Genomic DNA, 22,427 nt, shown 5'->3' with positions numbered 1-22,427 from the left:
GCCAGGTATCGCCTCGCGCGACCGGCGGTGTCGCGCGCCGGGCGTCTGCGCATCATGGCCCTTGCGAGCCTGGTCCGCGGCTAGCATGCCGCCCCATCGAGGCACCCGGAGGAGGATCGATGGACCTGCGACTGGCGCTGCATGAACTTGCCGCCGAGCACCGGCTCGACGCGCAGGCATCGCGGCGACTTGAAGAACTGGCCGCGCTGGACGCCGAGCCGCCTGCACTGACGCGCTGGATGCCGCTTGGGCTGGCCATGCTGGCCGCGGCGCTGCTGGGGCTCGGGTTGGTCTTCTGGATCGCCGCCAGCTGGGACTCGCTGGGCCGCTTCGGCCGCTTCGCCGTGCTGCAAGGCGTGGTCGGCGCGACGGCGCTGGCCGCGCTGTGGCGCCCCGTCCTTCAGGCGCCGCTGTCGCTGGTGCTGCTGCTGGCCACGGGCGCGCTGTTCGCCCACTTCGGCCAGACCTACCAGACCGGCGCGGACCCCTGGCAACTCTTCGCCCTGTGGGCGGCGCTGACCCTGCCGCTCGCTCTCGGCGCGCGCTCCGACCTGATCTGGGCGCCCTGGGCGCTCGTGGTCTTCGTCGCGATCGCGTTGTGGATCCACGCCCACACCGGCCACCGCTGGCGCGTCGAGCCGGACGATCTCGCCGTTCATGTCGTCGGCTGGGCGGCGGCGCTCGCCGTCGTCGCCGCGCTGAGCGACTTCGGCCGCAGGCTCACCGGTGCCGGCCCCTGGGCGCTGCGCACTGCCGTCACGCTGGCCGTGGTGGTGCTCACCAGCACCGCGCTGGCCGGCCTCTTCGGCCGCTCTGTCGGCACGCATTACGTGTTGGGGCTGGTCGTCCTGGCCGCCATGGCGGCCGCTTTCGCGCCGGCACGCGGCTTCGACGTCTATGCGCTCAGCGCCGCCGCGCTCGGCGTCAACACGCTGCTGGTCGCCGGTCTCGGCCGAGCGCTCCTGGAGGACGCGCACGGCGATCCGATCGGCCGACTGTTCCTGCTGGGCCTGGCTGCGGCCGGCCTGCTCGCTGCCAGCGTCAGCGGCGTGCTGCGCCTGGCGCGCGCACGCACCAGGCAAGGGAGCGACGCATGAGCCGGACCACACTCGACGCCGTCATGCAGGCGGCCCGCGCGCAGGGGCTTCTGCCCCCCGATGCCGGCCCGCCCCGCGGCGAGACCCGGCCCTGGCCGGTGGTGCTGCTCACGGCGCTCGGCGCCTGGCTGGCCGCGATTCCGCTGCTGGGCGTGGTGGGCATGCTGCTGGGAGACCTGATCAGCCGCAGCATCGGGCCTTACGTCGTCGGTGGACTGCTGATCGCCGGCGCCGTGGTGGTACTGCGCTCGCGCGACGTGCCGCTGTTCGTCGAACAGCTCGCCGTGCCGGCCCTGCTGGTCGGCGGCGGCTCGCTCGGTTTCGGCCTGTTCCGCGATGCCGGGACGGCCGCCGGCGCAGCGCTGCTCGGCCTGCTCGCACTGGCCGTGGCAACCGGCATTCGCTCCGCCTGGCTGCGCGTGCTGCTCGGCGCAGCGGCGGCAGTGATGCTTGCCATCGCGCTCACACCGCAGCGCTGGCACATCGGCCGCGGCGACTCGCCCCAGCAATGGTGGCTGGCCTGGCACCTGCTGCTGGCAGTCTGGGTCGGCGCGCTGTGGGCACAGCGGCGCCTGCTGCATGGCCACTCGGCCGCCGCCGTCGAGTCCATCGGTGCCGGCTGGAGCCTGGCGCTGCTTGCCGCATTCGCCTGGTGGTCGGGCATGACATTCCTCGTCGGCGGCACGCTGGGCGGTGGCTTCGCGGCTGAGATCGTCCGGGAGCTTGGCCGGCGTGACGACACCGGCGCCAGCTGGCTCACCCTGCAGGCCGCGTCGGCACTGCTGGCGTTGGCGGGCGCGGTCATCGCGGCGCGGCGCTGGCCTGCACTGCGCCGCCCGGCGCTCGCCGGTGCCGCCGTCGTGCTGGTGGCGCTGGCCGCGCTCATGCCTTCGCTCGGCGCGACCTGGCTGACGCTTGCGCTGCTCGCCACCAGCGGCCGCCACCGCCTTGCCGCGGCGGCGGGCGTGGCCGCGACGTGGATCGTCGGCGCGTTCTACTACCAGCTCGCCTGGCCGCTGGCCACGAAGGCGGCCGTGCTGGCGGCCGCCGGTGCGCTGCTCGCTGCACTGGCGTGGTGGGCCGGCGCCGGCCGGCGTCTGGACGCAGCCACGCTGTCGCCCCGCCCCTCGACGCCTCGTCTCGCCCGTGGGGGCATCGGTCTCGCCCTCGTGGCCATCCTGGCCGTGGCCAACCTCGGCATCCGCGAGAAGGAGACCTTGATCCGCGATGGCCAGGCCGTCTTCGTCGAACTGGCGCCGGTCGACCCGCGCTCGTTGATGCAGGGCGACTTCATGCGGCTGAACTTCAACCTGCCCGGCGAACCGGTCGAACGCCGCGCCGGCATGCTGCGCATGCAGCGTCCGCATGTCGTCGCGCGCCGCGATGAACGCGGCGTGGCCACGCTGTCTCGCATCGACGACGGCACACCGCTCGCCGCAGGCGAAATGCGCATCGAGCTGACGCCCAAAGAGGGCCGCTGGATCCTGGTCAGCGACGCGTGGTTCTTCCGCGAGGGGGAAGCGAAGCGCTGGGAGCGCGCGAAGTACGGCGAGTTCCGCGTCACCAGCGACGGGCGGGCCCTGCTGGTCGGTCTGCGCGGACCCGGCCTGGAACTGCTCTAGGCCGCCACGCAGCCACACCACGGTCGGTTTGCCGACGAACGGGGGCAGACAGGCTCCTCCGCCGACGGCACAGCAGCGGGACGCAATCGTGTCCGCGGCGCCGGGCATCGCCGGCACTTGCCGACAGGGCCGCACGGGCCGCTTCCGACCCTCGACTGGCCGCCCGGAGGGACTCAATCGGACGCCAGGAACCCTCGCCAGCGCTTGGCTCGGGGGAGGCCGGCCGAATCTATTCCCCCGACCTGTTCCCCGGTCTGACAATCTTTCCAGCCGACCCGAACCGTGCCATCTCGGCGCATTTGCCTTTGGCATTTACTGTCTAGGTCTCTCCTCGCAGCCTTTGCATTTCTCAGCGGGAAGCGACTCTGTAAGCGAACGGGCACTGCACTCCATCCGATGTGCGCGTGTCAGGTTGACCCCTTGGCGTCCTGCTGTCGCCCAATAGAGTAGACGAGTGGACAGGATGGCAGGACGAGACTGGACTGAGTCACTCGCGACCGACGGCATGAACGACCGCAGTCCGTTACCGGACACCCGAAAGCCGGCCACCGGTGCGGCCGTTTCAACCTCAAGGCCGGACGCTCAGCGATCGGTGACGGCGTCAGGTCTGCGAAGGACCGCTTGGGCGCGTGCTGGACTGGCACTCCCGACCCAAACCGGCCCGTCGGACTTCTCCGAAGCTGCCCGTCGTTCCGCGCCGGCACTTCGCGCTTCGCATCCACAAAGCAGCCAGTCGTGGCTACCGGCAGCCGGCCATCAGCTGCCGGTGGCGACCGGCAGTTTCCTGGCATTCAATCGGCACCCTTCTGTCGGCAATCGCGAGTTGGTCGCCAGCAGGTGGGTCGCGCGCCACAAGGGCACTGACAGGCAGGCGGCACTCAGGGCGTTTGCGACGCGGCGTGCGGCTTGAGAAGCTGCGAGGTCACCACTTCGGTAGCCTCGCGGGCAAGCGATCGGCCGGCGGCCTTGGCAAGAGCCCGCTGGCGCCTCCGCCTCCTTCGAGCGCCTGTCCGTCAGGCGGCGCCCTCCGGATGTCGCAAACGGGACGCATCGGGCCGTCGCAAAGGCAGTCATGCCGTCAAGCAGCTTCGCAGCGGTCAGAACGAGCCGAACACCGTGCCCAGCGCGACAACCGCGGTCAATGCGACCAGTGGTACCAGCACCGCCACCACGAAGACATCGAGATAGGACTGCCGATGCGTGAGTTTGCAGATGGCCAGCAGCGTGATGACGGCGCCGTTGTGCGGCAGCGCGTCGAGGCCGCCGGTGGCAATCGACGTCACACGGTGCAGCAAGTCGGGCGAGATGCCTGCGCTGCGCCCCATCTCGAGGTAGGTGCTGCCCAGCGTCTGCAAGGCGATGCTCATGCCGCCCGAGGCCGAGCCGGTGATTCCGGCCAGCAGGTTGACCGCGATCGACAGCGACACCAGCGGATTGCCAGGCGCGATCCCGAGCACGGCATCGCGGATCAGCGCGAAGCCGGCCAGCGAGGCGATCACGGCGCCGTAGCCGACCTGTGACGCCGTGTTGAAGATCGGCAGCACGGACGCGCTGGCGCCGGCGTCCAGCGTCGCTTTGAGGGTGGGCAGGCTGCGCCAGGCCAGGGCGATCAGCAGCAGGTTGGCGATCACCAGCGCCGTCATGATGGACCAGGTCCCGAGCACGGCGTCCAGGCGCGTGGCGCCGTACAAGGCCGTGGCCAGGTAGCTGCTGTCCAACGCGGGCAGGATGCGCGCGCTGAAGGCCCAGTTCAGCGCCACCACGGCCACGATGGGTGCGATGGCCACGCCGAAGCTCGGCAGCGGCGCGACGGACCGGGCTCCTGTGGGCGGGCCAAGTTCGGCCACGTCGTAGCCCTCGCCCTGGGCGTGCGGGCGCACGCTGCGGTCCAAAGAGGCGGCGCCGTCGGAGTCGTTGCCATAGCCCTCTCCGGTGGCCGCCGCCAGGCGCGCCCGCCGCAGCAGCCACAGCGCACCGAGCACCCCCATGACCGCGCCGCCGATGAGCCCGAGCCCGGGCGCAGCAAAGGGCGTGGTGCCGAAGTACGGCATCGGAATCGCGTTCTGGATCGCCGGGGTGCCGGGCAGCGCCGTCATCGTGAAGGTGAACGCGCCAAGTGCGATCGTGGCCGGGATCAGCCGCTTGGGCAGGTCGGCGGCGCGGAACAGCTCGACCGCGATCGGGTACACCGCGAAGGCGACGACGAACAGCGACACACCGCCATACGTGAGCACCGCGCAGGCGAGCACAATGGCCAGCAGCGCGCGGCCCGCGCCCAGCCAATCGACGATGCGCGAGGCGATCACGCGCGCTGCGCCCGAGTCCTCCATCAACTTGCCGAACACTGCGCCCAGCAAGAACAGCGGAAAGAACAGCGCGATGAAGCCGCCGAGCGCCTTCATGAAGATCTGCGTGTAGCTCGCCAGAAGCGGGGCGTCGGGGCTGAGGCCCACCGCGAGCAAGGCCATCAGCGGCGCCAGGATCAGCACGCTGATGCCGCGATAGGCCAGCCACATCAGCATGGCCAGCGACAGCAGGATGCCGGCAATGCTCAGCATGGCGATGCACGCGCGGGTGCGGTGTGACAGGCGAAGCGTGTCATTTCAGGAAGGGGTCCAGCGCCAGTGTCGACCGGCGCCCCAAGTGGGTGAAGTTGGTTTCGAGCCAGGTCTGCGCGGCGCCATGGCCGATGCGGTGCAATCGCATCAGGAAGGACCAGCCCGTGTTGAGCTTGCTGGCAGCGCCGAGTTCGGCCAGTTCCGCCTCCGCCTCGATGCGGTGCATGCGCAGTGCGGCCACCTGCGTGAACAGGGACGCCCGATCTGCGCCGGGCGGCCCGCCTTCCAGGCGCAGCAGTTGCTGCAGCAGGGCCAGCGAGCGCAGTTCCTTGACCAGGCTGCTGTTGAAGGTGATCTCGTTGAGCCGGTCCAGGATGTCAGAGGCCGTGGTCGGCAGCGCCTCGCGCCGCGATGGGTTGATCTGCACCAGCACCAGGTCGTGCGCCGGGCTCTCGGCAATCAGCGGCAGCAGTGACGGGTTGCCGAGATAGCCACCGTCCCAGTAGGCCTCACCGTCGATCTCGACGGCGCGAAACATCAGCGGCAGGCAGGCCGAGGCCATCACGGCGCTGGCCGACAACTCGGATTGCCTGAACTCCTTCAGCCGGCCCGTGCGCACGTTGGTGGCGGAAACGAACAGGCGCACCTTGCTGCAGCCGCGCACGCGCTCGAAGTCGACCTCGGCCGCCAGGATGTCACGCAGCGGATTGATGTCGAGCGGGTTGAACTGGTGCGGCGACATCGAGCGGCCGACCCAGTCCAGATACATCCCCAGCGGCGAGCCCTCGACCGACCAGTTGCCGAGGAACGCAGCCAGGGCCTGCGGCACCATCGGGCCGCGTCCGGACGCAGCGCTGACCCGGCTCCAGAAGCGTCGCAGCGCCTCGCGCGCACCCTGGCGCCCGCCGGCCATCAACCCGTCGGCCAGCACCACGGCGTTCATCGCCCCGGCGCTGGTGCCGCTGATCGCATCGATCTCGATGCGCTCGTCCTCGAGCAGCCGGTCCAGAACGCCCCAGGTGAACGCGCCATGCGCGCCGCCGCCCTGCAAGGCGAGGTCGATGCGTCTGATGCGGCGCGATGGCATGGGGCAAGGCTACCGCAGGCGACGACCAGTGCTGGGCCGCGTGCCGACAACGCCTGGCAATCGACGGCCTCTCGGTTGCTGGCCGGCAGTAGTCCACTCGCGGACTTTCCGGGTGCGGCCTGCGAACCAATGAAACAACCTGTGGGATTGAGGCGAGCACCGCGTGTCAGCCATCGGTGTGCAGTTCCCCACTGGGCATCGGATGCAGGGCTTGACCCATTTCGCGCCGTGGCGGCGCGTCGGGATGCAACCCCGACGCTATGCTGGCGTATAGCGGCGCACCCGACGCTGTTGCCGGGTGGTGAAGACAAGGGCCGTCATGATGGCGTGCCCGCGCAGTCGCTAGGAAAGCGGCCAATTGGCATGTACCACGGCGAGAAGTTCAATGCGATCACCCACCTCGTGGCCGCCGTGCTGGCGCTCGTCGGCGCGGCGGTGTTGGTCGTGCTGGCTGCGCTGGGCGGGGACCCGTGGAAGGTGATCAGCGTCTCGATCTTCGGCCTGACGCTGGTGCTGCTCTACACCTTCTCGGTGCTGTACCACAGCCTGCGCGGGCGCGCCAAGGGCATTCTGCAAAAGCTCGATCATCAGGGCATCTACCTGCTCATCGCCGGCAGCTACACGCCGTTCTGCCTGGTCACGTTGCGCGGTGCCTGGGGATGGTCGCTGTTCGGCGTGGTCTGGGGGCTCGCTGTGATGGGCAGCCTGCAGGAGTTCTGGGCCGACAAGGCGCGCATCCTGTCGGTGGTGATCTACGTCGTGATGGGTTGGGCGGCTGTGGTCGCTCTGGTGCCCCTGCACGAGGCCTTGGGGTCGGCCGGTTTCGCCTGGCTCGTGGCGGGCGGGCTTTTCTACACGCTGGGCATCGTCTTCTATGCGCTCGACGCCCGCGTCAAGCACTTCCACGGCGTCTGGCATCTGTTCGTGATGGCCGGCAGCGCCGCCCACTACGTTACTGTCCTGCGCTATGTGATCTGAAACTCGCCCGCTCGGACCCAGCCTGCTGGTTGATCGCGGTCTGCCGCTGCGGCCACAACCACCGCCGAGCTGGCTGACGTTGCGCTGGCGCTGATCAGGAGGAGCAACCACTCAGTGTCACAGGGGCGCCTGGCTGCACTGATGCCGCGGCGGCGCCTGATAATCGAGGCGTCGATCACTCGGCGCACCGCGCGAGCGACTGCTCTTCGGAGACCAGTTTGGGGCAGTGTATGTCAGCAGAGGGTCGGGATGACTCGTCCGAAAGCGGCAGCTTCCGAGCATCGAACTTCTGACGTCAGCTTTCCGGCGGTGAGCCCGACGGGTCGGTCGTCACAGCCCGACCCGGAGCGGACGTGGCACACCAGGGTTAGCGGACTCTCAGATTGGCAGGCACGAGACACTCCGGTGGGCCTTTCGCCATCGGCACGCCCAACGCCGACACGCGGCGCGAGCACGCTGCCAGTTGCCGATCAAAGTCTCAGTACCTCGCCCTTCAGCGAATACAGGATCGCCACGACTTCATTGATCTCGGTGGCGCCCACGTCGTGGCCTTTCATCGCTGCGACGAAGTCGTCCATCGCAGCGACCAGTTCCTGCTCACTGATATTCATGCCCGCATGCGCGGTCCGCATGTCATGGCCCTCGTACTTCTGCGGTCCGCCGGCACCCATGCAGAAGAACTGCGTGGCCATCTGCTTCGACCTCGTCAAGTCCTTGCCGCTGAAGCGAGGCGCCAGAACCGGGTTGACGGCGTGACGATCGAGCACGTCATCGACGATGGCAGCGATGCCCTCGACATTGCCGAGTCTTTGGTAGAGCGATTGAGTCATGGTTTGCTCCTGGATTCAGTGTTGATCGACGAGCCACGAGTCGTACTCGATGGCACCCGGATCGCCGCGCGCTTCGGTGCTGCTTTCACTGCTCGGCTCGCGCAGCGCGTTGCCGACTGCCGAGTCGAGGCGCGCGAACGCGTCGGGCGTCAGAAGCTTCGGCAGCGTGAGCGTCGCAGTGCCGTAAGGGGGAAGCTGGATGGTGATTTGTTGCGTCGTCATAGATGCTCCTGTCGCGTTGCGCGGGGTCTTCGTCGAAACCCCGCTGAATGCCAGCATCCTCTTGCGGTGTTCCTGAAACGTTCCCTGTCACTGCAAGGGTTGTGCTGAAGGGCCATGAGCCGCACACTGGGTCGCATGCCCAGTCCCCACGCGCTCGATGAACTGGACCCGGTCGGTCACCTCGACGTCCAGATGTTGGGTGGCTTCGCGGTGTCGATCGACGGCGCCGAGTTGGTAGCCGGGCGCTGGCCCAGTCTGCGTGCGGTTCAATTGGTGCAGTTGCTGAGCCTGGCGCCGCGGCGGCGGCTGACACGCGAGCGTGTGATCGACACGCTCTGGCCCCAGCTCGGGCCCGACGCCGGCGCCGCAAATCTGCGCAAGGCCGCGCATCACGCGCGGCAGGCGCTCGGTCGACACGACAGTGTGCTGCTGCAAGGCGGCGAGGTGGCGCTTTGGGCCCGCGGCCGCATTGACGTCGATGCCGATGAGTTCGAACAGCGCGCAAGCGATGCGCTGAACGCGCCGCCCGGCCGCAAGCGCGAGGCCTGCGTGCACGCGCTCAGCGCTTACGGCGGCGATCTGCTGCCTGGTTCGGGCTACGAAGCCTGGGCTGAACCGGCGCGCGATCGTCTGCGCGCCCACTTTGTCGAGCTGTTGCGGGCCACCGAGCAGTGGGAACGACTGGCTCAGGCCGAACCCACGGATGAACCAGCTCACCGTGAACTGATGGCACTCGAGCTGGCAGCTGGCAACCGCGCGGCGGCGATTCGCTGGTACGCGCATCTGCGAGAGGCGTTGCAGCAGGATCTCGCCATCACCCCGGGCCGCGACACCGAGGCCTTGTACGAAGCATGCGTCGCTGGCTTGCAGCCCGCGGGCCCGGCGTTCGTCGGGCGGGCCATGGCGCGCGCCCAGGTTGCGGCCTGGCTGGGCATGGCTCCCACCGGACGACCCGGCGGCATCGTGCTGCGCGGGCCCACCGGCATCGGCAAGACGGCTTTCTGCCGCGAACTTGGCTCTCTCGCCCGGGAGCGCGACTGGACCGTTGTGCGTGTGGATGCGGTGCAGCCGGGACGCGCCTACGCCGTGATCGCGTCGCTGGCTGAAATGGTGCTCATTTCCGACCGCGGCGCACTGGACCGGATCGGTGCACCGGCGCGATCGGTGCTGGCGCAGCTCAGCCCCCTCGCGGCGCCGGCAGCCGAGTTGCCCGGGCCACTGGGGCGGCATCAGGTGATCGGCGCGCTGCGCCGTCTGCTGTTGGCAGCATCGGGCGGCGGTGACATGTTGGTGCTGGTCGATGATGCGCACCTGCTCGACGATGCCGACGTCGACGTGTTGATGCACTTGATCTCGAGCGGCCCACCGGTATGCGCGGTCCTGGCGATGCGCCCGCCGACTCTGGGGTCTGCGCTGGGCCGGGGTGTGTCACGGCTGGTGGCGGGCGGCGTGATGCAGGCGCTCGACCTCGAACCGCTGGCCAACGATGAGGTCCGCCGGCTCGTGCTCCAGGCCGCACCGAATCCACTGCCCGACGAGGTCATCACTCGCCTCGTGGGGCTCGCTGAGGGCAACCCGTTCGCGGCCATCGAGCTTGCACGCTGTGCCGAGGCCTCCGGCAAGCAAACGCTGCCCCACAACGTTGCCGAAGCGATCCTCGCCCGGCTGTGCGATGTGAGCGACGTGGCGTTGGCAGCGCTGAAGTGGATGGCATTGGCCGGCGACGTGTTCGATGCCAACACGGCAGCGGCCATGGCACCGGACGCCGAAGCCCCTGCGTTCGCGGTCCTCGACATGGCGCTGGCCGCGGGCGTGCTCAGATTGGACGGCGCACAGTACCGGTTTCGGCATGACCTGGTGCGCCAGGCGTTGATCGAGCAGATACCGCCGCATCAGCGCTTGAAGCTGCATCGCCAAGCTGCGCATCGCCTGGCTGAGCTGGATGCCGCCCCGGCCCATGTCGCGCGTCACTGGCTCGACGGCGGCAGCCTGCGCGAGGCGATGCCGTGGCTCCTTGCCGCGGCCCGCGACGCAGTGCGCCTCGCCGCGTTCAGCGACGCGCTGCGCCATCTGGATCAGGTGCTTGCCTTCGATGACAGTCATGTCGAAGCGTTGCAGCTTCGGGCGCGAGCCCTGGATTCGATGGGCGACCCTGCGGCCGTGGCCGCCTACCGAGCGGCTGCCGACGCCGCTGACGAGCCGATGTCGCACAACCTGCGCGCCCAGGGCGCACTGGCGCAGATCAAGCAAGGTGACCCGAAGGGTGCACTGCAGGCGCTGGTCGGCGTGCAGCCGAACAGCGTGGAAGGCCGGCTCTGCGAGGCGCTCGCCTACAGCGGCGCCGCAGCCCTGGGCGCGGCCGACCCGGCGATGGGCACGCAAATGGCGGCCGAGGCCCGTCGACTGGCCTTGCAGACTGGCGACACCTTGGCGCTGGTGGCCGCGTCGTGGGCGCAGGCCGCGGCGGCGCACGCGCGTGGCGAACTCGACCGAAGCGTCTGGGCCGACCTGCGCGACACCAGCCAGTTGCCGCACCTGGCCGTGCGCGTGTTCGATGGCCAACTGTGCATATTGCAGCGTTTCCTCTATGGTGCGCGGCCCTACCCGGAGGTCATCGCCTTTGCCGCGGGGCTGGCGGCCGAAGCACTTCGGCTCGGCGCCGCACGGGGCCACGCCTTCGGCGTCACGATACGCGGAGAGGCCGAGTTGCTGGCCGGCGATCTGTCGGCGGCGGAGGAACACCTTACTCAAGGGGTGCGTCTGCACCACGCCCTTGGCGCTCCCACGGGCGAGGCATTCGCGACGCAGCGACTGGCCGAAGTGGCCATGCATTGCGGTCGGTATGACGACGCCCGCGCGCTGATCGGCCAGGCGCTGGACCTGGCGAGGCAGACCGACATCGGTTTCCACCTGCTGGATCGCATCTACGGCACGCGCATCCGGCTCGCACGCAGCCCGACCGCCGCGCTTTATGCCGTGGAGGATGCGCGCGAGGCCGTACATGGCCCGCTCGAGACCTGCCCCGGCTGCCGCATCACCTTTACCGTGCCGGCGGCCATCGCGGCCGCCCGTGTCGGGCGACTGGATCTGGCGCAGGAGTACGCGGACCAGACGGCCTACCTTGCGAACGTGGTGATGCGCTTGCCAGCGTGGCACGCGGCGCACGATGAGGTGCTCGGCCATTTGGCGGTGGCTCGTCGCGAAGGCGTTGACGTGGCGCTCTCGCGATTTGCGCACGCGGCCGAGCGCTTCCGTGGCGCTGGCCATCCGCTCGATGCCGTGCGTTGCGAGCGGCTCGTCGCGGGTACGGCTTCTGGCGTTGCCGACTTGTTCGACGGGAACTGAGCAAGGTCACCCGCGTGCGGCACTGTTCGGCCCGTTGCCCAACGATCGGTCTTCCGTGGCGCTCTCGATCGTCCGCTTGCGGGACAGGTCCGGAGCGACGGGTATTGGCCGACTCCTGGAGGCTGAGAGCGTCCGCTTCCTGGAAGCGAAGTGCGAAGCGACGGGACTTGGCGATCCGGCAGCTTCCGGGAAGCTCGAAGGACGGCTGAGGGTCGGCTTGAGCCGGCCAGCCCAACGGACTCATCGCCGGATAGCCGACGTTAGAGGTTCGCCGCTCGGAAGCCGCCGCTCGCTGGCGACTCAGTTCGACCCATCGGCGTCACCCACAACTTTGAGTTCGTCGCTTGGAAGCCGTCTCTCGCAGTCCCGTCCCAGTCAGTTGCCTCGAGAAAAACTGCGAAGCACCAAATCAACCTACTCGGGCAATCCGGCCTTTGCCAGCCCAGCGTAGTAGCGTTCGCGCTGGCGGCGGCAGAGCTCGTTGGCGCACAGCCGCTCGTCGCGGAACGACCCAATCGTGTAGGAGGGCAGCCGCCGCCTGAACTCGGCCAGCGCGGCGCGCGCGGTTTCCGTCTCGCCCAGGTTCGCCGCAGCCGCGGCAACCCACGAGTGCGCCACCGCGTGCAGCGGCCGCTCGATGACCGAGCGCCGCGCCCATTCGAGCGCCTCACGGTCGTGGCCCAGGTACAGATGCGACGCCGCGGTGACGAGAAAGATGCCGTTGAGATTCGGATCTCGCGGGCTGAGCCGGCGTGCCTGCTCGAGGGCAGCGATCGCTTCATCCTGTCGGCCGAGCGTGCAGCGGGCATAACCGAGCCAGAACCAGGCACTGGCATCGTTGCGATTGAGCCCGATCTGGCGCTCGAGCAATTCCACCGCCTGGTCAGAGCGACCGGCCAGCGCCAGCGTTGTGGCGCGCACGCCGACGACCCGTGAATCGGCAGGATCCAGCTGGAAGGCCCGCTCCGACAATCGGTCGGCGTGTTGCAGCCACTGCTCACGTGTCGCGCCGCGCAGGATCAGCCAGCGCTGAGCCACGTCGACGTTGTAGGTCTGCGCGAGCAGCGCGAAGGCGGGTGCCGACGCCGGGTCGCGTATGCGCGCCCGCTCGAGCAGCTGACGCGCCTCCAGCACGGAGTCGGGCGTTGCCCGGGGGAACTGGAGCAGCCAGCGCGCCTGCAGCAATAGGTCCTGCAGGTCGGCAGCGGGCCGCGTCCGCGCCCGGGCGGTTTCCACCTCCTGCAGCTACAGGTCCAGCGACCGCGCCACCGTTCCAGTGACGCGGCGGTACAGCGCGGGCAGGTCGGGCACCTCGCCGTCGATGCGCTCGGCCCAGAGGGCACGCCCGCTCTCGCTGTCGACGAGCTGCAGTGTCAGCCGCAACGCGTCGCCAAGGCGCACCATGCCGCCATCGAGCACGTAGCGCACGCCGAGCTCACGGCCAACCTGACGCGGGTCGACGCTGCGACCTCGGTAGCTGTCCGCAGTGGCGCGGGCGATCACGAAGGTCTCCGGAATTCGTGACATGTCGACCGTGATTTCGTCCGTGAGCGCAGCGGCCAGGCGGTCCTGCGCCGAGTCGCCGCCATCACTGGCCAACGGCAACACCACGATCGAGAGGCCCGGCCGGACGGCTGCGACTTCCGACTGCCGCCGCATTGACCAGCTCGCCCAGGCCAAGGCAACAGACAACAAGGCTGCCCCGACTCCGAGGGCCCACCGCCGGGCCGAGAGACCTCGCTCGGGCGCCGAGCCCGGGTCGGTTGCCTCCGGTCCCGCCGGCACCGCCTCGGTCCGGGCTCCGGCCAGCCCGGCGGGCTCGGATGCTGCCAGTCGCGGCTCCTCCAACTCCACCGGCACTGCAAGCGTGTAACCGCGCCGCGGTACGGTCTTGATGATCTTCTGCTCGACATCGCCGAGTGCGCGCCGGATGTCGCTGATGCAGCGTGCGATCGAGTCGTCGGTCACCACCAGCCCCGGCCAGACGGCGGTAATCAGTTCGTCCTTGGTCACGACCTGACCGGCGTGACGAACCAAGCAGGAGAGCGCATCGAAGGCAAGCGGCCGCAACTCGACGTCGGCACCCGAGCGCCGCAACGTGCGCCGCTGCGCATCCAGCTCGAAGGCGTCGAATCGGAACGTCGTAGCGTTGAAGTGCTCAGTTCGGCCCATCGATGTGAGATTGGCTCTTACGGCGTAGTTTGCCCCCGGGCGCGCGACTGAGTACACCAGTACTCAGACTTATTCAGCCAGCGCGCGGCTATTTTCAGGACACGCCGTCGGTGGTGAGCGCAGATTGGCTCGTCCAAAGAACTGCAGGAGCCGATCGTGTTCGACAATTGGTTCAGGCGGATCGTCGCCGCCACCCTCCTCCCAGTGCTGGTTGGGTGTGCCACCGCACCGTCCGCCCCCCAGACGCCGGCCATTGCGGCCGATGAGTTCCAGATCCCCTCCAAGACGGCGGGGGTCGATCTCTTTGTTCGCAACAAGCGGCCGGCGGGGATGCAGATTTTCGCCTCGGGTCGAATCGTGCTCTTCGTCCACGGTGCGACCTTCCCCTCGGAGTCGACCTTCGATATCGCCCTGGACGGCCTGTCGTGGATGGACTTCATCGCGCGGTCCGGCTACGACGTCTACTTGGTGGACGTGCGGGGCTATGGCGGATCGACACGCCCGGCGGCCGGTTCCGAGTCAGGCGGTCGGGATACCCCGATCGCCACCCTGGCGGAAGCCGTGGAGGACGTCGACGCTGCGGTCGACTTCATTCGCCGCCGTCGCAACGTCGAACGCATCAACCTGATCGGCTGGTCCTGGGGCACCCAGATCATGGGGCGCTACGCCGCTTCGCACGCCGAGAAGGTCGACCACCTCGTGCTGTACGCTCCTCTGTGGCAACGCAGGTCGGAGCCGGCTGGGGCGCGCGGGTTCGATGTGAGGGTGCCCTACCGGCACGTCAACGTTGCGGGGGCGAAGTCGCGCTGGTTGGCCGGCGTGGCAGAGGACAAGCAGGAGCACATCCTTCCCCCCGGTCGTTTCGAGACCTGGGTGGCGGCCAACTTAGCGACCGACCCCTGGGGATCGAAGCAGACGCCGCCCGTGATGCGAGCCCCTAACGGGGTGTTCGCCGACCTGCAGACACCAGGCGAGTGGGTGCCGCCCTACAACCCGGCTGCCATCAAGGCGCCCACGCTGTTGATCAAGGCGGAATGGGATGCCGACACGCCGGGCTACATGGCGCAGACGTTGTTCCCGCTGCTCGTCAGCGCTCCGCGGAAGCAATACGTGGAGATCGGCGAGGGCACGCACACCATCATGCTCGAGCGAAATCGCATGCAGTTATTCCATACCGTTCAGATGTTCCTTGATGGTCCAAGAAGGTGAATCGATGGGCGCCGGCAAGCGGTCGCTCACGAGTGCCCGTTCCTGGCCGAGATCAGACTTCTGGCGCACGCGCCCAAAGCTGCCCCTGCAAGCAGGCGCCGGATTCTTCGGTGACCGCGGTCGGTCACAAGATCGGTGGACTCATGCCGGCCACTTGCAGGTGGTGACCAGGGTCTGCTTCCTGGCGGGCCGCCTACCGCCAGTTCGCAGAGCAGACTGCGCATGGTTGCATCGAGCCTGTGCGAAGCCACACTTGGAGCGCACCGGGGAATTCGATCGCGCATGGCCTTGCCATCGCGTCAGGGTCGACACTTCCGGCCTGGACGTTTCGCATCTCCCTGCCATGCACGACGGGATGAACATCGGCGAAGCCGCCACCGCAGCCGGCGTGTCGGCGAAGATGATCCGCCACTATGAGCGCACCGGGCTGCTCCGGCCGGCCGCACCCAGCGACGCCGGCTACCGCCGCTGCGGCGAGCGTGATGTCGCGGCGCTGCGCTTCATCCGGCAGGCGCGGCGGCTCGGCTTCCGGATCCGATCGTCGAGATGAAGACCGCGCTCGAGCGCCTGGTCGCCGCCTGCCACGGCGACGACCGTGCGCATTGCGCGATCCTCGACAGGCTCGCCGCGACGGTCGGGCCCGCGACAGCGTCACACGCGCCGCGGCGCCGTGGCCCCGCGCCTCAACCGCCGCGCCCGATGCCGTAGCGGCGCAGCCGCTGCGCGATCGCCGAGTGCGACGCGCCGAGCCGCTGCGCGAGTCTGCGCGTCGATGGGAACTGCGGCCAGAGCTGCGCGAGCAGGTTCTTCTCGAACGCGGCGACCGCGGCATCGAGCGTGGCCACATCGTCGGCCGTCGCCGATGCCGATCCCGCCGCCGGCCCGGCGCGTCCGGCGCCGGCGGCGGCATCGGCGAGCTCGAGGTCGCCGACGTCGATCAGGGCCGCCTCGCTCATCGTCGCGGCGCGGAAGATCACGTTCTGCAGCTGGCGCACGTTGCCGGGCCAGGGGTTGGCCAGCAGGGCGGCGCGCGCGGCCTGCGTGAGCTTCGTCTTCTCGCGCCCGGTCTGCGCGCAGGCGCGGGCCAGGAAGAACTCCGCCAGCGGCACGATGTCGGCGCTGCGCTCGCGCAGCGGCGGCAGCTGCAGCTGCAGCACGTCGAGGCGGAACAGCAGGTCCTGGCGGAACGTGCCCGCGGCGGCCATCTGTTCGAGCGCGCGGTGTGTCGCGCTGACGATGCGCACGTCGGCGCGCAACTCGCGGTCGCCGCCGACGCGGCGGAAGCTGCCGTCGTTCAGGAACCGCAGCAGCTTGGCCTGCAGGTACGGCGACAGCTCGCCGACCTCGTCGAGGAACACCGTGCCGCGGTCGGCCAGTTCCAGCAGCCCGGGCTTGCCGCCGCGGAGCGCGCCGCTGAACGCGCCGGGGGCGTAGCCGAACAGTTCGCTCTCGGCCAGGCTCTCGGGCAAGGCGGCGCAGTTGAGGGCGAAGAAGGGCTGCGCGGCGCGGCGGCTGCCAGCATGGCAGGCGTGGGCGACAAGCTCTTTGCCGGTGCCCGTCTCGCCGCGGATCAAGAGCGGCGCATCCACCTGCGCCATGCGCGCGGCGCGCTGCTTGAGCTGGCGGATCGCGGGCGAGTCGCCGAGGATGGCCTCGAAGCCGCCGGCGTCGTAGTTCTGCAGCGCCGACAGGCGCTCGCCGATGCGGTGCGGCGCATGCAGCGTCAGCATCGCGCCGGCGACGCCCGCACCGGGCTCGTGCAGCGCGACGCTCTCGCACAGGAAAGGCTCACCGCCCACCTGCACCTCGCGCACCGGCAGCCGGTAGTCGTGCGCGATCAGCGCGTCGACCAGCGCAGGATCGGCGACCAGCGCCTTCAACGGGGTGCCGAAGAGCTGGTTCTCCGGCCGGCCGCTCGCCGCCACCGCGGCCGCGTTCGCGACGACGACGACGCCGGCGGCATCGACCGCGAGCACCGGATCCTCCTGCGACGCGAGCAGCGCGTCGAGGTAAAGCCGCCGGCGCATGCCGGGCAGCATCGCCACCTCGTCGACCGCCAGCACGCCGGCCACCTCGAGCAGGTCGCTGCGCAGCAGGCCCAGCCCGGCGGCATCGAGCGCCGGCGCCTCGATGTAGACCTGCGGCGGCTCGACCTCGACCGCCGAGACGTTCAAGGCGCGCCACGCCAGCTTGGCGAGGATCTCCTGCGCGATGCCGACGCGGTCGGCGAAGCGGACGACGATGCGCACCACGGCTCCGTATATGAATCGAGACAATGTATTAATTCTACGACGAGAACCGTATTGCATTCAATACAACAGGTCCCCACTAGCTCGAGGATAAACACTTAACCCATTGTCGACATTGATTTTTTTTCTTCTGGCACGGGGCCTGCTATGAATCCGTCATCGCGTGCCACCGGCGCGCCAACGGATGGAATCGATATGCGTGTACTCGTTCTCGGCAGCGGTGTGATCGGAACCTCGGTGGCGTACTACCTCGCCCGCAGCGGCCACGAGGTGACGGTGGCCGACCGCCAGCCGGCGCCGGCGATGGAGACCAGCTACGCGAATGCCGGCGAAGTGTCGCCCGGCTATTCGGCGCCGTGGGCCGGCCCCGGCGTGCCGATGAAGGCGATCAAGTGGCTGCTGATGCAGCACCGCCCGCTCGTCATCAAGCCCACGCTCGACGTCGAGCTGCTGCGCTTCTGCTGGCGCATGCTGCTCAACTGCAACGAGCGCGCCTACGCGGTCAACAAGGGCCGCATGGTGCGGCTGGCCGAATACAGCCGCGACTGTCTGCGCGCGCTGCGCGCCGACACCGGCATCGGCTACGACGAGCGCACCCAGGGCACGCTGCAACTCTTCCGCACCCAGAAGCAGATGGACGGCATTGGCAAGGATGTCGAAGTGCTGCGCCAGTCCGGCGTGCCGTTCGAGGTGCTCGACCGTGAAGGCTTCGTGAAGGTCGAGCCCGGCCTCGCGGACACAAAGGAGAAGTTCGTCGGCGCCTTGCGCCTGCCCGGCGACGAAACCGGCGACTGCTTCAAGTTCACCCAGCGCCTGGCGGAGCTCGCGCAAGGCCTGGGCGTCAGGTTCCGCTTCGGCGTGCGCATCGAGGCGCTCGAGCGCAGCGGCGGCCGCATCACCGGCGTGCGCACCGACGCCGGACTCATGAGCGCCGACCATGTGGTGCTGGCGCTCGGCAGCTACTCGACGCAGATGCTCGCGCCGCTCGGCATAGCCATTCCGGTCTACCCGGTCAAGGGCTACTCGATCACGGTGCCGATCACCGACGCCTCGCGCGCGCCCGAGTCGACCATCATGGACGAGACGCACAAGGTCGCGGTCACGCGCCTGGGCGACCGCATCCGCGTCGGCGGCACCGCCCAGCTGTCCGGCTTCGACCTGAACCTGGTCGACGCGCGCCGGCGCACGCTCGAGCATGTCGTCACCGACCTGTTCCCTCGCGGCGGCGACGTCTCGCGCGCCGAGTTCTGGACCGGCCTGCGCCCGATGACGCCGGACGGCACACCGATCGTCGGCGCGACGCCGATCGGCAACCTGACGCTGGCCACCGGCCACGGCACGCTGGGCTGGACGATGGCCGCCGGCACCGGCCGCGTTGTCGCCGACCTCGTCAGCGGCCGCGAGCCGGAGATCAGCCTCGAAGGCCTGGGCGTCGAACGCTATGGCCGCGCGGCGACGCGCCGCGTCGCGGTCGGCGAGTCGCTGAATCCGGCGCGCGCTTGACCTGACCGCCCGGCACGCGCCGGGCGTCCCTCGCTTCCCCCACCGGCCCGAGCCACCGGCGCGGGCCTTCCCGCATCCGCGCCACCCGCGCGGGCCGCCTACGTCCACCTCCCGGAGACAACAACCTTGGAAACCATCACCTCGATCGTCACCGCGATCAACGACTTCGTCTGGGGCCCGCCGATGCTGGTGCTGATCCTCGGCACCGGCCTGCTGCTGCAGATCCGCCTCAAGCTGATGCCGCTGCGCCGCATCGCGACCGGCTTCGCGATGATCTGGCGCGGCCGCCGCCCCGCCGCCGGCGCTGCCGGCGACATCAGCCCCTACGCAGCCCTGATGACCGCGCTCGCGGCGACGGTGGGCATCGGCAACATCGCCGGCGTCGCCACCGCGATCGCGATCGGCGGCCCCGGCGCCTTGTTCTGGATGTGGATGACCGCGCTCGTCGGCATGGCGACCAAGTACGCCGAGGTGCTGCTCGCGGTGCACTTCCGCGAGACCGACGACCACGGCGAGCAGATCGGCGGCCCGATGTACGCGATCAAGAACGGCCTGGGACACCGCTGGCACTGGCTCGGCGCCGCGTTCGCGGTCTTCGGCGGCATCGCCGGCTTCGGCATCGGCAACATGGTGCAGTCCAACAGCATCGCCGACGTGCTGAACGCAAACTTCGGCGTCTCGCCGTGGGTCTCGGGCATTGTGATGATGGTCGCCACCGGCTTCGTGCTGCTCGGCGGCGTCAAGCGCATTGGCGCGGTGGCCGAGAAGCTGGTGCCGTTCATGTGTGTCGGCTACGTCGCGGTGTCGCTGCTGGTGCTGGGCCTGAACGCCGACCAGATCCCGGCCGCGTTCGCGCTGATCTTCGACCACGCGTTCAACCCGACCGCGGCCACCGGCGGCTTCGTCGGCGCCGGTGTGCTGATGGCGATGCGCTACGGCGTCGCGCGCGGCATCTTCTCCAACGAGGCAGGCCTTGGCACCGCGGGCATCGCGCAGGCCGCGGGCCGCACGCGACACGCCGCCGAGTCGGGCCTGATCGGCATGATGGGCACCTTCATTGACACCATCGTCGTCTGCACCATGACCGGTCTGGTGCTGATCGTCACCGGCGCGTGGACCAGCGGCGCGAAGGGCGCGGTGCTGAGCGCGAAGGCGTTCGAGGCGGCGCTGCCGGGCTTCGGCTCCAACTTCCTCGCGCTCGCGATCGTGATCTTCGCCTACACAACTATCCTCGGCTGGGCCTATTACGGCGAGAAGTGCTGGGAGTACCTGGTCGGTACCAAATCCGAGAAGCCGTACCGCCTGCTGTGGACCGCGTTCGTGCTGGTCGGCGCGGTGACGCACCTGGACTTCGTCTGGCTCGTCTCCGACACCCTGAACGCATTCATGGCGTTCCCCAACCTCGTTTCGCTGGTGCTGCTCGCGCCGGTGGTCGTGAAGGTGACGAACGAGTACTTCGACCGCAATGCGGGCGTTCCGCAGGGCTTCGTCGCCGGCTCTGTCGGCACGACTGGCACCGCGCGATGAGTGTCACGCCGGGCCTCGCGGCCGGCGCCGTGCTGACGATCGACCTCGGCGCGATCGTCGCCAACTGGCGGCAGCTGTCGGCACAGGTCGGTGGCGCCGACTGCGCCGCGGTCGTCAAGGCCGATGCCTACGGGCTCGGCGCGGCACAGGTCGCGCCGGCGCTCGCGGCTGCCGGCTGCCGGCAGTTCTTCGTCGCGCACCTCGACGAGGCGATCGCGCTGAAGCCGCACCTGCCGGCGGGCGCGACGCTCGCGGTCCTGCACGGGCCGATGCCGGGCACCGAGCCCGCGTTCGTCGCCCACGGCATCCGCCCGGTGCTGAACAGCCCGGCGCAGATCGACGGCTGGCGGCGGCTCGCCTCGTCGCTTGGCCGCGAGCTCGACGCCGCGGTGCAGGTGGACACCGGCATGGCGCGCGTCGGCCTGGCGCCGGACGAACTGCGCGCGATCGCGGCCGACCGTGAGCTGCTTTCCGGCGTACGGGTGGCTCTCGTGATGAGTCACCTGGCCTGCGCCGACGAGCCCGGACATCCGGCCAACGCGCTGCAGCGCGCGCGCTTCGTCGCCGCGCGGCGGCTGCTGCCGCCCGCACCCGCGAGCATCGCGAATTCGTCGGGCATCTTCCTCGGCCCCGACTACCACTTCGACCTCGCGCGGCCGGGCGCGGCGCTGTACGGCGTCGCGCCGGTGCCGGGGCGAGCGAACACGATGCGCCCGGTGGTGCGGCTCGAGGGCCGCGTCGTGCAAACGCGCGTCATCGAGGCCGACACACCCGTCGGCTACGCCGAAGGCTGGCGCAGCACGCGGCCGACGCGCATCGCCACCGTCGCGGTCGGCTATGCCGACGGCTGGCTGCGCGCGCTCGGCAACCGCGTGTCGGCCTGGGTCGGCGAGGTCGAGCTGCCGCTCGTCGGCCGGGTGTCGATGGACACGATCACGCTCGACGCGACCGCGCTGCCGGAAGGCGCCCTGGTGCCCGGCAGCATGGTCGAGCTGCTCGGCGAACGCCAGAGCGTCGACGCGCTCGCCGCGGCCGCCGGTACCATCGGCTACGAGATCCTCACCAGCCTCGGTTCGCGCTACGCGCGGCGCTACATCGGCGCCTGACTTGACACCGCGGTCGACCGCCGGACGCTCATTAGGCCGCAGCCGGCACCAGCCCGACGGCCACCGGCGTCGCGGCCGCGCCGCGTGGCGCGAGCACTTCGGCTACCGCCTCCGCGGTCGCCGCCGAGAGCGTCCACCTCAGGTGCCCATGCCCGACGTTTTGGAACACCGGGCTCTAGCGGGATCTTGCGGGACCATCCGGGACGATCGGGTGGCCTGCCCGGAGGGACTCGAACCCCCGACCTGCTGCTTAGAAGGCAGCTGCTCTATCCAGTTGAGCTACGGGCAGCGCGGAGGACGATGGTCGGGGTGAGATGATTCGAACATCCGACCCACTGCTCCCAAAGCAGTTGCGCTACCAGGCTGCGCTACACCCCGAACGCACGGATTGTAGTGGCCGGCGTCAGTCCGCGCCGGGCGCCGGCAGCGCCAGCAGGCGCGACACCTCCATGCACTGGCGGATGTGCTGCTCGCAGACGTACTTCAGCGCCGAGAAGGTCAGCAGGGCCGACACCGCCTGGCCGGCCACCGGCACGAACTTGGCCGCCTGTTGCGTGGTCAGGCGCACGCCGACCACCCGAAGCATGGTCATGAGCACCTCGCGCGTGACCACCCGCCCGATGACCAGGCTGCCGCCGGCGGTGATGGCCTTGTATACGACCACGCGGCGATCGGGCGACAGGCGCTCGACCTGCTCCGGCGTCAAACCGAAGGCGTGGTTGATCTCCGGGATCAGCTTGAGCAGCAGCGCCACGTCGGTGAGCCAGTCCACGCCCGGCACCGGCACCATCGCCACGCCGGCGCCGAACAGCGCGCGCTTGGTCACCAGGCGGCGACAGCGATCGGCCACGGCGTCGATGCGCTGCGGCGTGTCGGGCACCACTTCCCAGTGCGTTTCCTGCGGGCGACGGGTCATCAGATC

General features: G+C 69.6%; 16 protein-coding genes, 2 tRNA genes and 1 pseudogene. 9 read left to right on the top strand and 10 right to left on the bottom strand.

Translation table 11 applies throughout. From position 1 onward, the window contains the following. The first annotated feature begins 119 nt into the window (after positions 1 to 119). Positions 120 to 1,097, top strand: coding sequence for a DUF2157 domain-containing protein (locus tag Q0599_RS01895; protein WP_298824856.1), 978 nt, complete (start codon positions 120 to 122; stop codon positions 1,095 to 1,097). Then, complete coding sequence (locus tag Q0599_RS01890; protein WP_298824854.1) at positions 1,094 to 2,719, top strand: GDYXXLXY domain-containing protein; 1,626 nt, start codon at positions 1,094 to 1,096, stop codon at positions 2,717 to 2,719. The genes Q0599_RS01895 and Q0599_RS01890 overlap by 4 nt, the downstream gene beginning before the upstream one ends. Before the next feature lie 1,097 nt (positions 2,720 to 3,816). On the opposite strand, the gene Q0599_RS01885 is transcribed toward Q0599_RS01890, so the two are convergent. Together Q0599_RS01885 and Q0599_RS01880 are read right to left on the bottom strand one after the other, a co-directional pair. Beyond that, positions 3,817 to 5,277 carry a GntP family permease gene (locus Q0599_RS01885; protein ID WP_298824852.1) on the bottom strand — a complete coding sequence of 487 codons (1,461 nt, stop codon included), beginning with the start codon at positions 5,275 to 5,277 and terminating at the stop codon, positions 3,817 to 3,819. Positions 5,278 to 5,317: 40 nt separating this feature from the next. Further along, on the bottom strand, positions 5,318 to 6,364 hold the full coding sequence (locus tag Q0599_RS01880; protein WP_298824850.1) for a patatin-like phospholipase family protein: 1,047 nt from the start codon (positions 6,362 to 6,364) through the stop codon (positions 5,318 to 5,320). 363 nt (positions 6,365 to 6,727) lie between these two features. Between Q0599_RS01880 and Q0599_RS01875 the strand changes: the two genes are divergently transcribed. Next, positions 6,728 to 7,342, top strand: a complete 615-nt coding sequence (locus Q0599_RS01875) for a hemolysin III family protein (protein WP_298824848.1) — start codon at positions 6,728 to 6,730, stop codon at positions 7,340 to 7,342. Positions 7,343 to 7,812: 470 nt separating this feature from the next. Here Q0599_RS01875 and Q0599_RS01870 read toward each other — a convergent pair whose 3' ends face one another. Both Q0599_RS01870 and Q0599_RS01865 read right to left on the bottom strand, forming a co-directional pair. Continuing rightward, positions 7,813 to 8,172 carry a group 1 truncated hemoglobin gene (locus tag Q0599_RS01870; protein ID WP_298824846.1) on the bottom strand — a complete coding sequence of 120 codons (360 nt, stop codon included), beginning with the start codon at positions 8,170 to 8,172 and terminating at the stop codon, positions 7,813 to 7,815. A gap of 15 nt (positions 8,173 to 8,187) precedes the next feature. Next, the gene (locus tag Q0599_RS01865) at positions 8,188 to 8,394 is read right to left on the bottom strand and encodes a hypothetical protein (RefSeq protein WP_298824844.1); all 207 of its coding nucleotides are present in this window, start codon (positions 8,392 to 8,394) and stop codon (positions 8,188 to 8,190) included. A gap of 114 nt (positions 8,395 to 8,508) precedes the next feature. Between Q0599_RS01865 and Q0599_RS01860 the strand changes: the two genes are divergently transcribed. Continuing rightward, complete coding sequence (locus tag Q0599_RS01860; RefSeq protein WP_298824841.1) at positions 8,509 to 11,739, top strand: AAA family ATPase; 3,231 nt, start codon at positions 8,509 to 8,511, stop codon at positions 11,737 to 11,739. Positions 11,740 to 12,153: 414 nt separating this feature from the next. On the opposite strand, the gene Q0599_RS01855 is transcribed toward Q0599_RS01860, so the two are convergent. Together Q0599_RS01855 and Q0599_RS01850 are read right to left on the bottom strand one after the other, a co-directional pair. Further along, the gene (locus Q0599_RS01855; protein WP_298824838.1) at positions 12,154 to 12,924 is read right to left on the bottom strand and encodes a tetratricopeptide repeat protein; all 771 of its coding nucleotides are present in this window, start codon (positions 12,922 to 12,924) and stop codon (positions 12,154 to 12,156) included. Between the two features lie 60 nt (positions 12,925 to 12,984). Beyond that, positions 12,985 to 13,911: a winged helix-turn-helix domain-containing protein gene (locus Q0599_RS01850; protein ID WP_298824836.1), complete on the bottom strand. Its 927-nt coding sequence runs from the start codon at positions 13,909 to 13,911 to the stop codon at positions 12,985 to 12,987. A gap of 156 nt (positions 13,912 to 14,067) precedes the next feature. Between Q0599_RS01850 and Q0599_RS01845 the strand changes: the two genes are divergently transcribed. Continuing rightward, on the top strand, positions 14,068 to 15,120 hold the full coding sequence (locus tag Q0599_RS01845; protein ID WP_298824834.1) for an alpha/beta fold hydrolase: 1,053 nt from the start codon (positions 14,068 to 14,070) through the stop codon (positions 15,118 to 15,120). 355 nt (positions 15,121 to 15,475) lie between these two features. Further along, positions 15,476 to 15,828 (top strand): annotated as a pseudogene (locus Q0599_RS01840) (MerR family transcriptional regulator). Here the strand turns inward: Q0599_RS01840 and Q0599_RS01835 are convergent. Further along, positions 15,804 to 17,369 (bottom strand): sigma 54-interacting transcriptional regulator, encoded by a 1,566-nt coding sequence (locus Q0599_RS01835; protein ID WP_298824832.1) that lies wholly within the window; start codon positions 17,367 to 17,369, stop codon positions 15,804 to 15,806. The pseudogene Q0599_RS01840 and the gene Q0599_RS01835 sit on opposite strands and share 25 nt — an antisense overlap. Before the next feature lie 195 nt (positions 17,370 to 17,564). Between Q0599_RS01835 and Q0599_RS01830 the strand changes: the two genes are divergently transcribed. The 3 genes from Q0599_RS01830 (at position 17,565) to alr (ending at position 21,505) form a co-directional block, all read left to right on the top strand. Then, positions 17,565 to 18,872 carry a D-amino acid dehydrogenase gene (locus Q0599_RS01830; protein ID WP_298824830.1) on the top strand — a complete coding sequence of 436 codons (1,308 nt, stop codon included), beginning with the start codon at positions 17,565 to 17,567 and terminating at the stop codon, positions 18,870 to 18,872. A gap of 126 nt (positions 18,873 to 18,998) precedes the next feature. Next, positions 18,999 to 20,399 carry an alanine/glycine:cation symporter family protein gene (locus Q0599_RS01825; protein ID WP_367180886.1) on the top strand — a complete coding sequence of 467 codons (1,401 nt, stop codon included), beginning with the start codon at positions 18,999 to 19,001 and terminating at the stop codon, positions 20,397 to 20,399. Continuing rightward, the gene (gene alr, locus Q0599_RS01820) at positions 20,396 to 21,505 is read left to right on the top strand and encodes an alanine racemase (protein WP_298824828.1); all 1,110 of its coding nucleotides are present in this window, start codon (positions 20,396 to 20,398) and stop codon (positions 21,503 to 21,505) included. Before Q0599_RS01825 ends, alr begins: the two co-directional genes overlap by 4 nt. Positions 21,506 to 21,717: 212 nt before the next feature. Here alr and Q0599_RS01815 read toward each other — a convergent pair. The 3 genes from Q0599_RS01815 to Q0599_RS01805 all read right to left on the bottom strand — a co-directional run bounded on the left by Q0599_RS01815 (position 21,718) and on the right by Q0599_RS01805 (position 22,421). After that, positions 21,718 to 21,794, bottom strand: a tRNA-Arg gene (locus tag Q0599_RS01815). A 12-nt stretch (positions 21,795 to 21,806) separates the two neighbouring features. Beyond that, positions 21,807 to 21,883: transfer RNA gene (locus Q0599_RS01810), tRNA-Pro, on the bottom strand. Positions 21,884 to 21,908: 25 nt separating this feature from the next. Continuing rightward, complete coding sequence (locus Q0599_RS01805; protein WP_298824825.1) at positions 21,909 to 22,421, bottom strand: hypothetical protein; 513 nt, start codon at positions 22,419 to 22,421, stop codon at positions 21,909 to 21,911. Positions 22,422 to 22,427 lie beyond the last annotated feature (6 nt).

The sequence above is a fragment of the uncultured Piscinibacter sp. genome (genome assembly GCF_937952055.1).
Classification (GTDB): Bacteria; Pseudomonadota; Gammaproteobacteria; order Burkholderiales; family Burkholderiaceae_C; genus Piscinibacter.
Note: the sequence above shows the minus strand (reverse complement) of the source record. Positions and strands in the feature narration are given on the sequence as shown.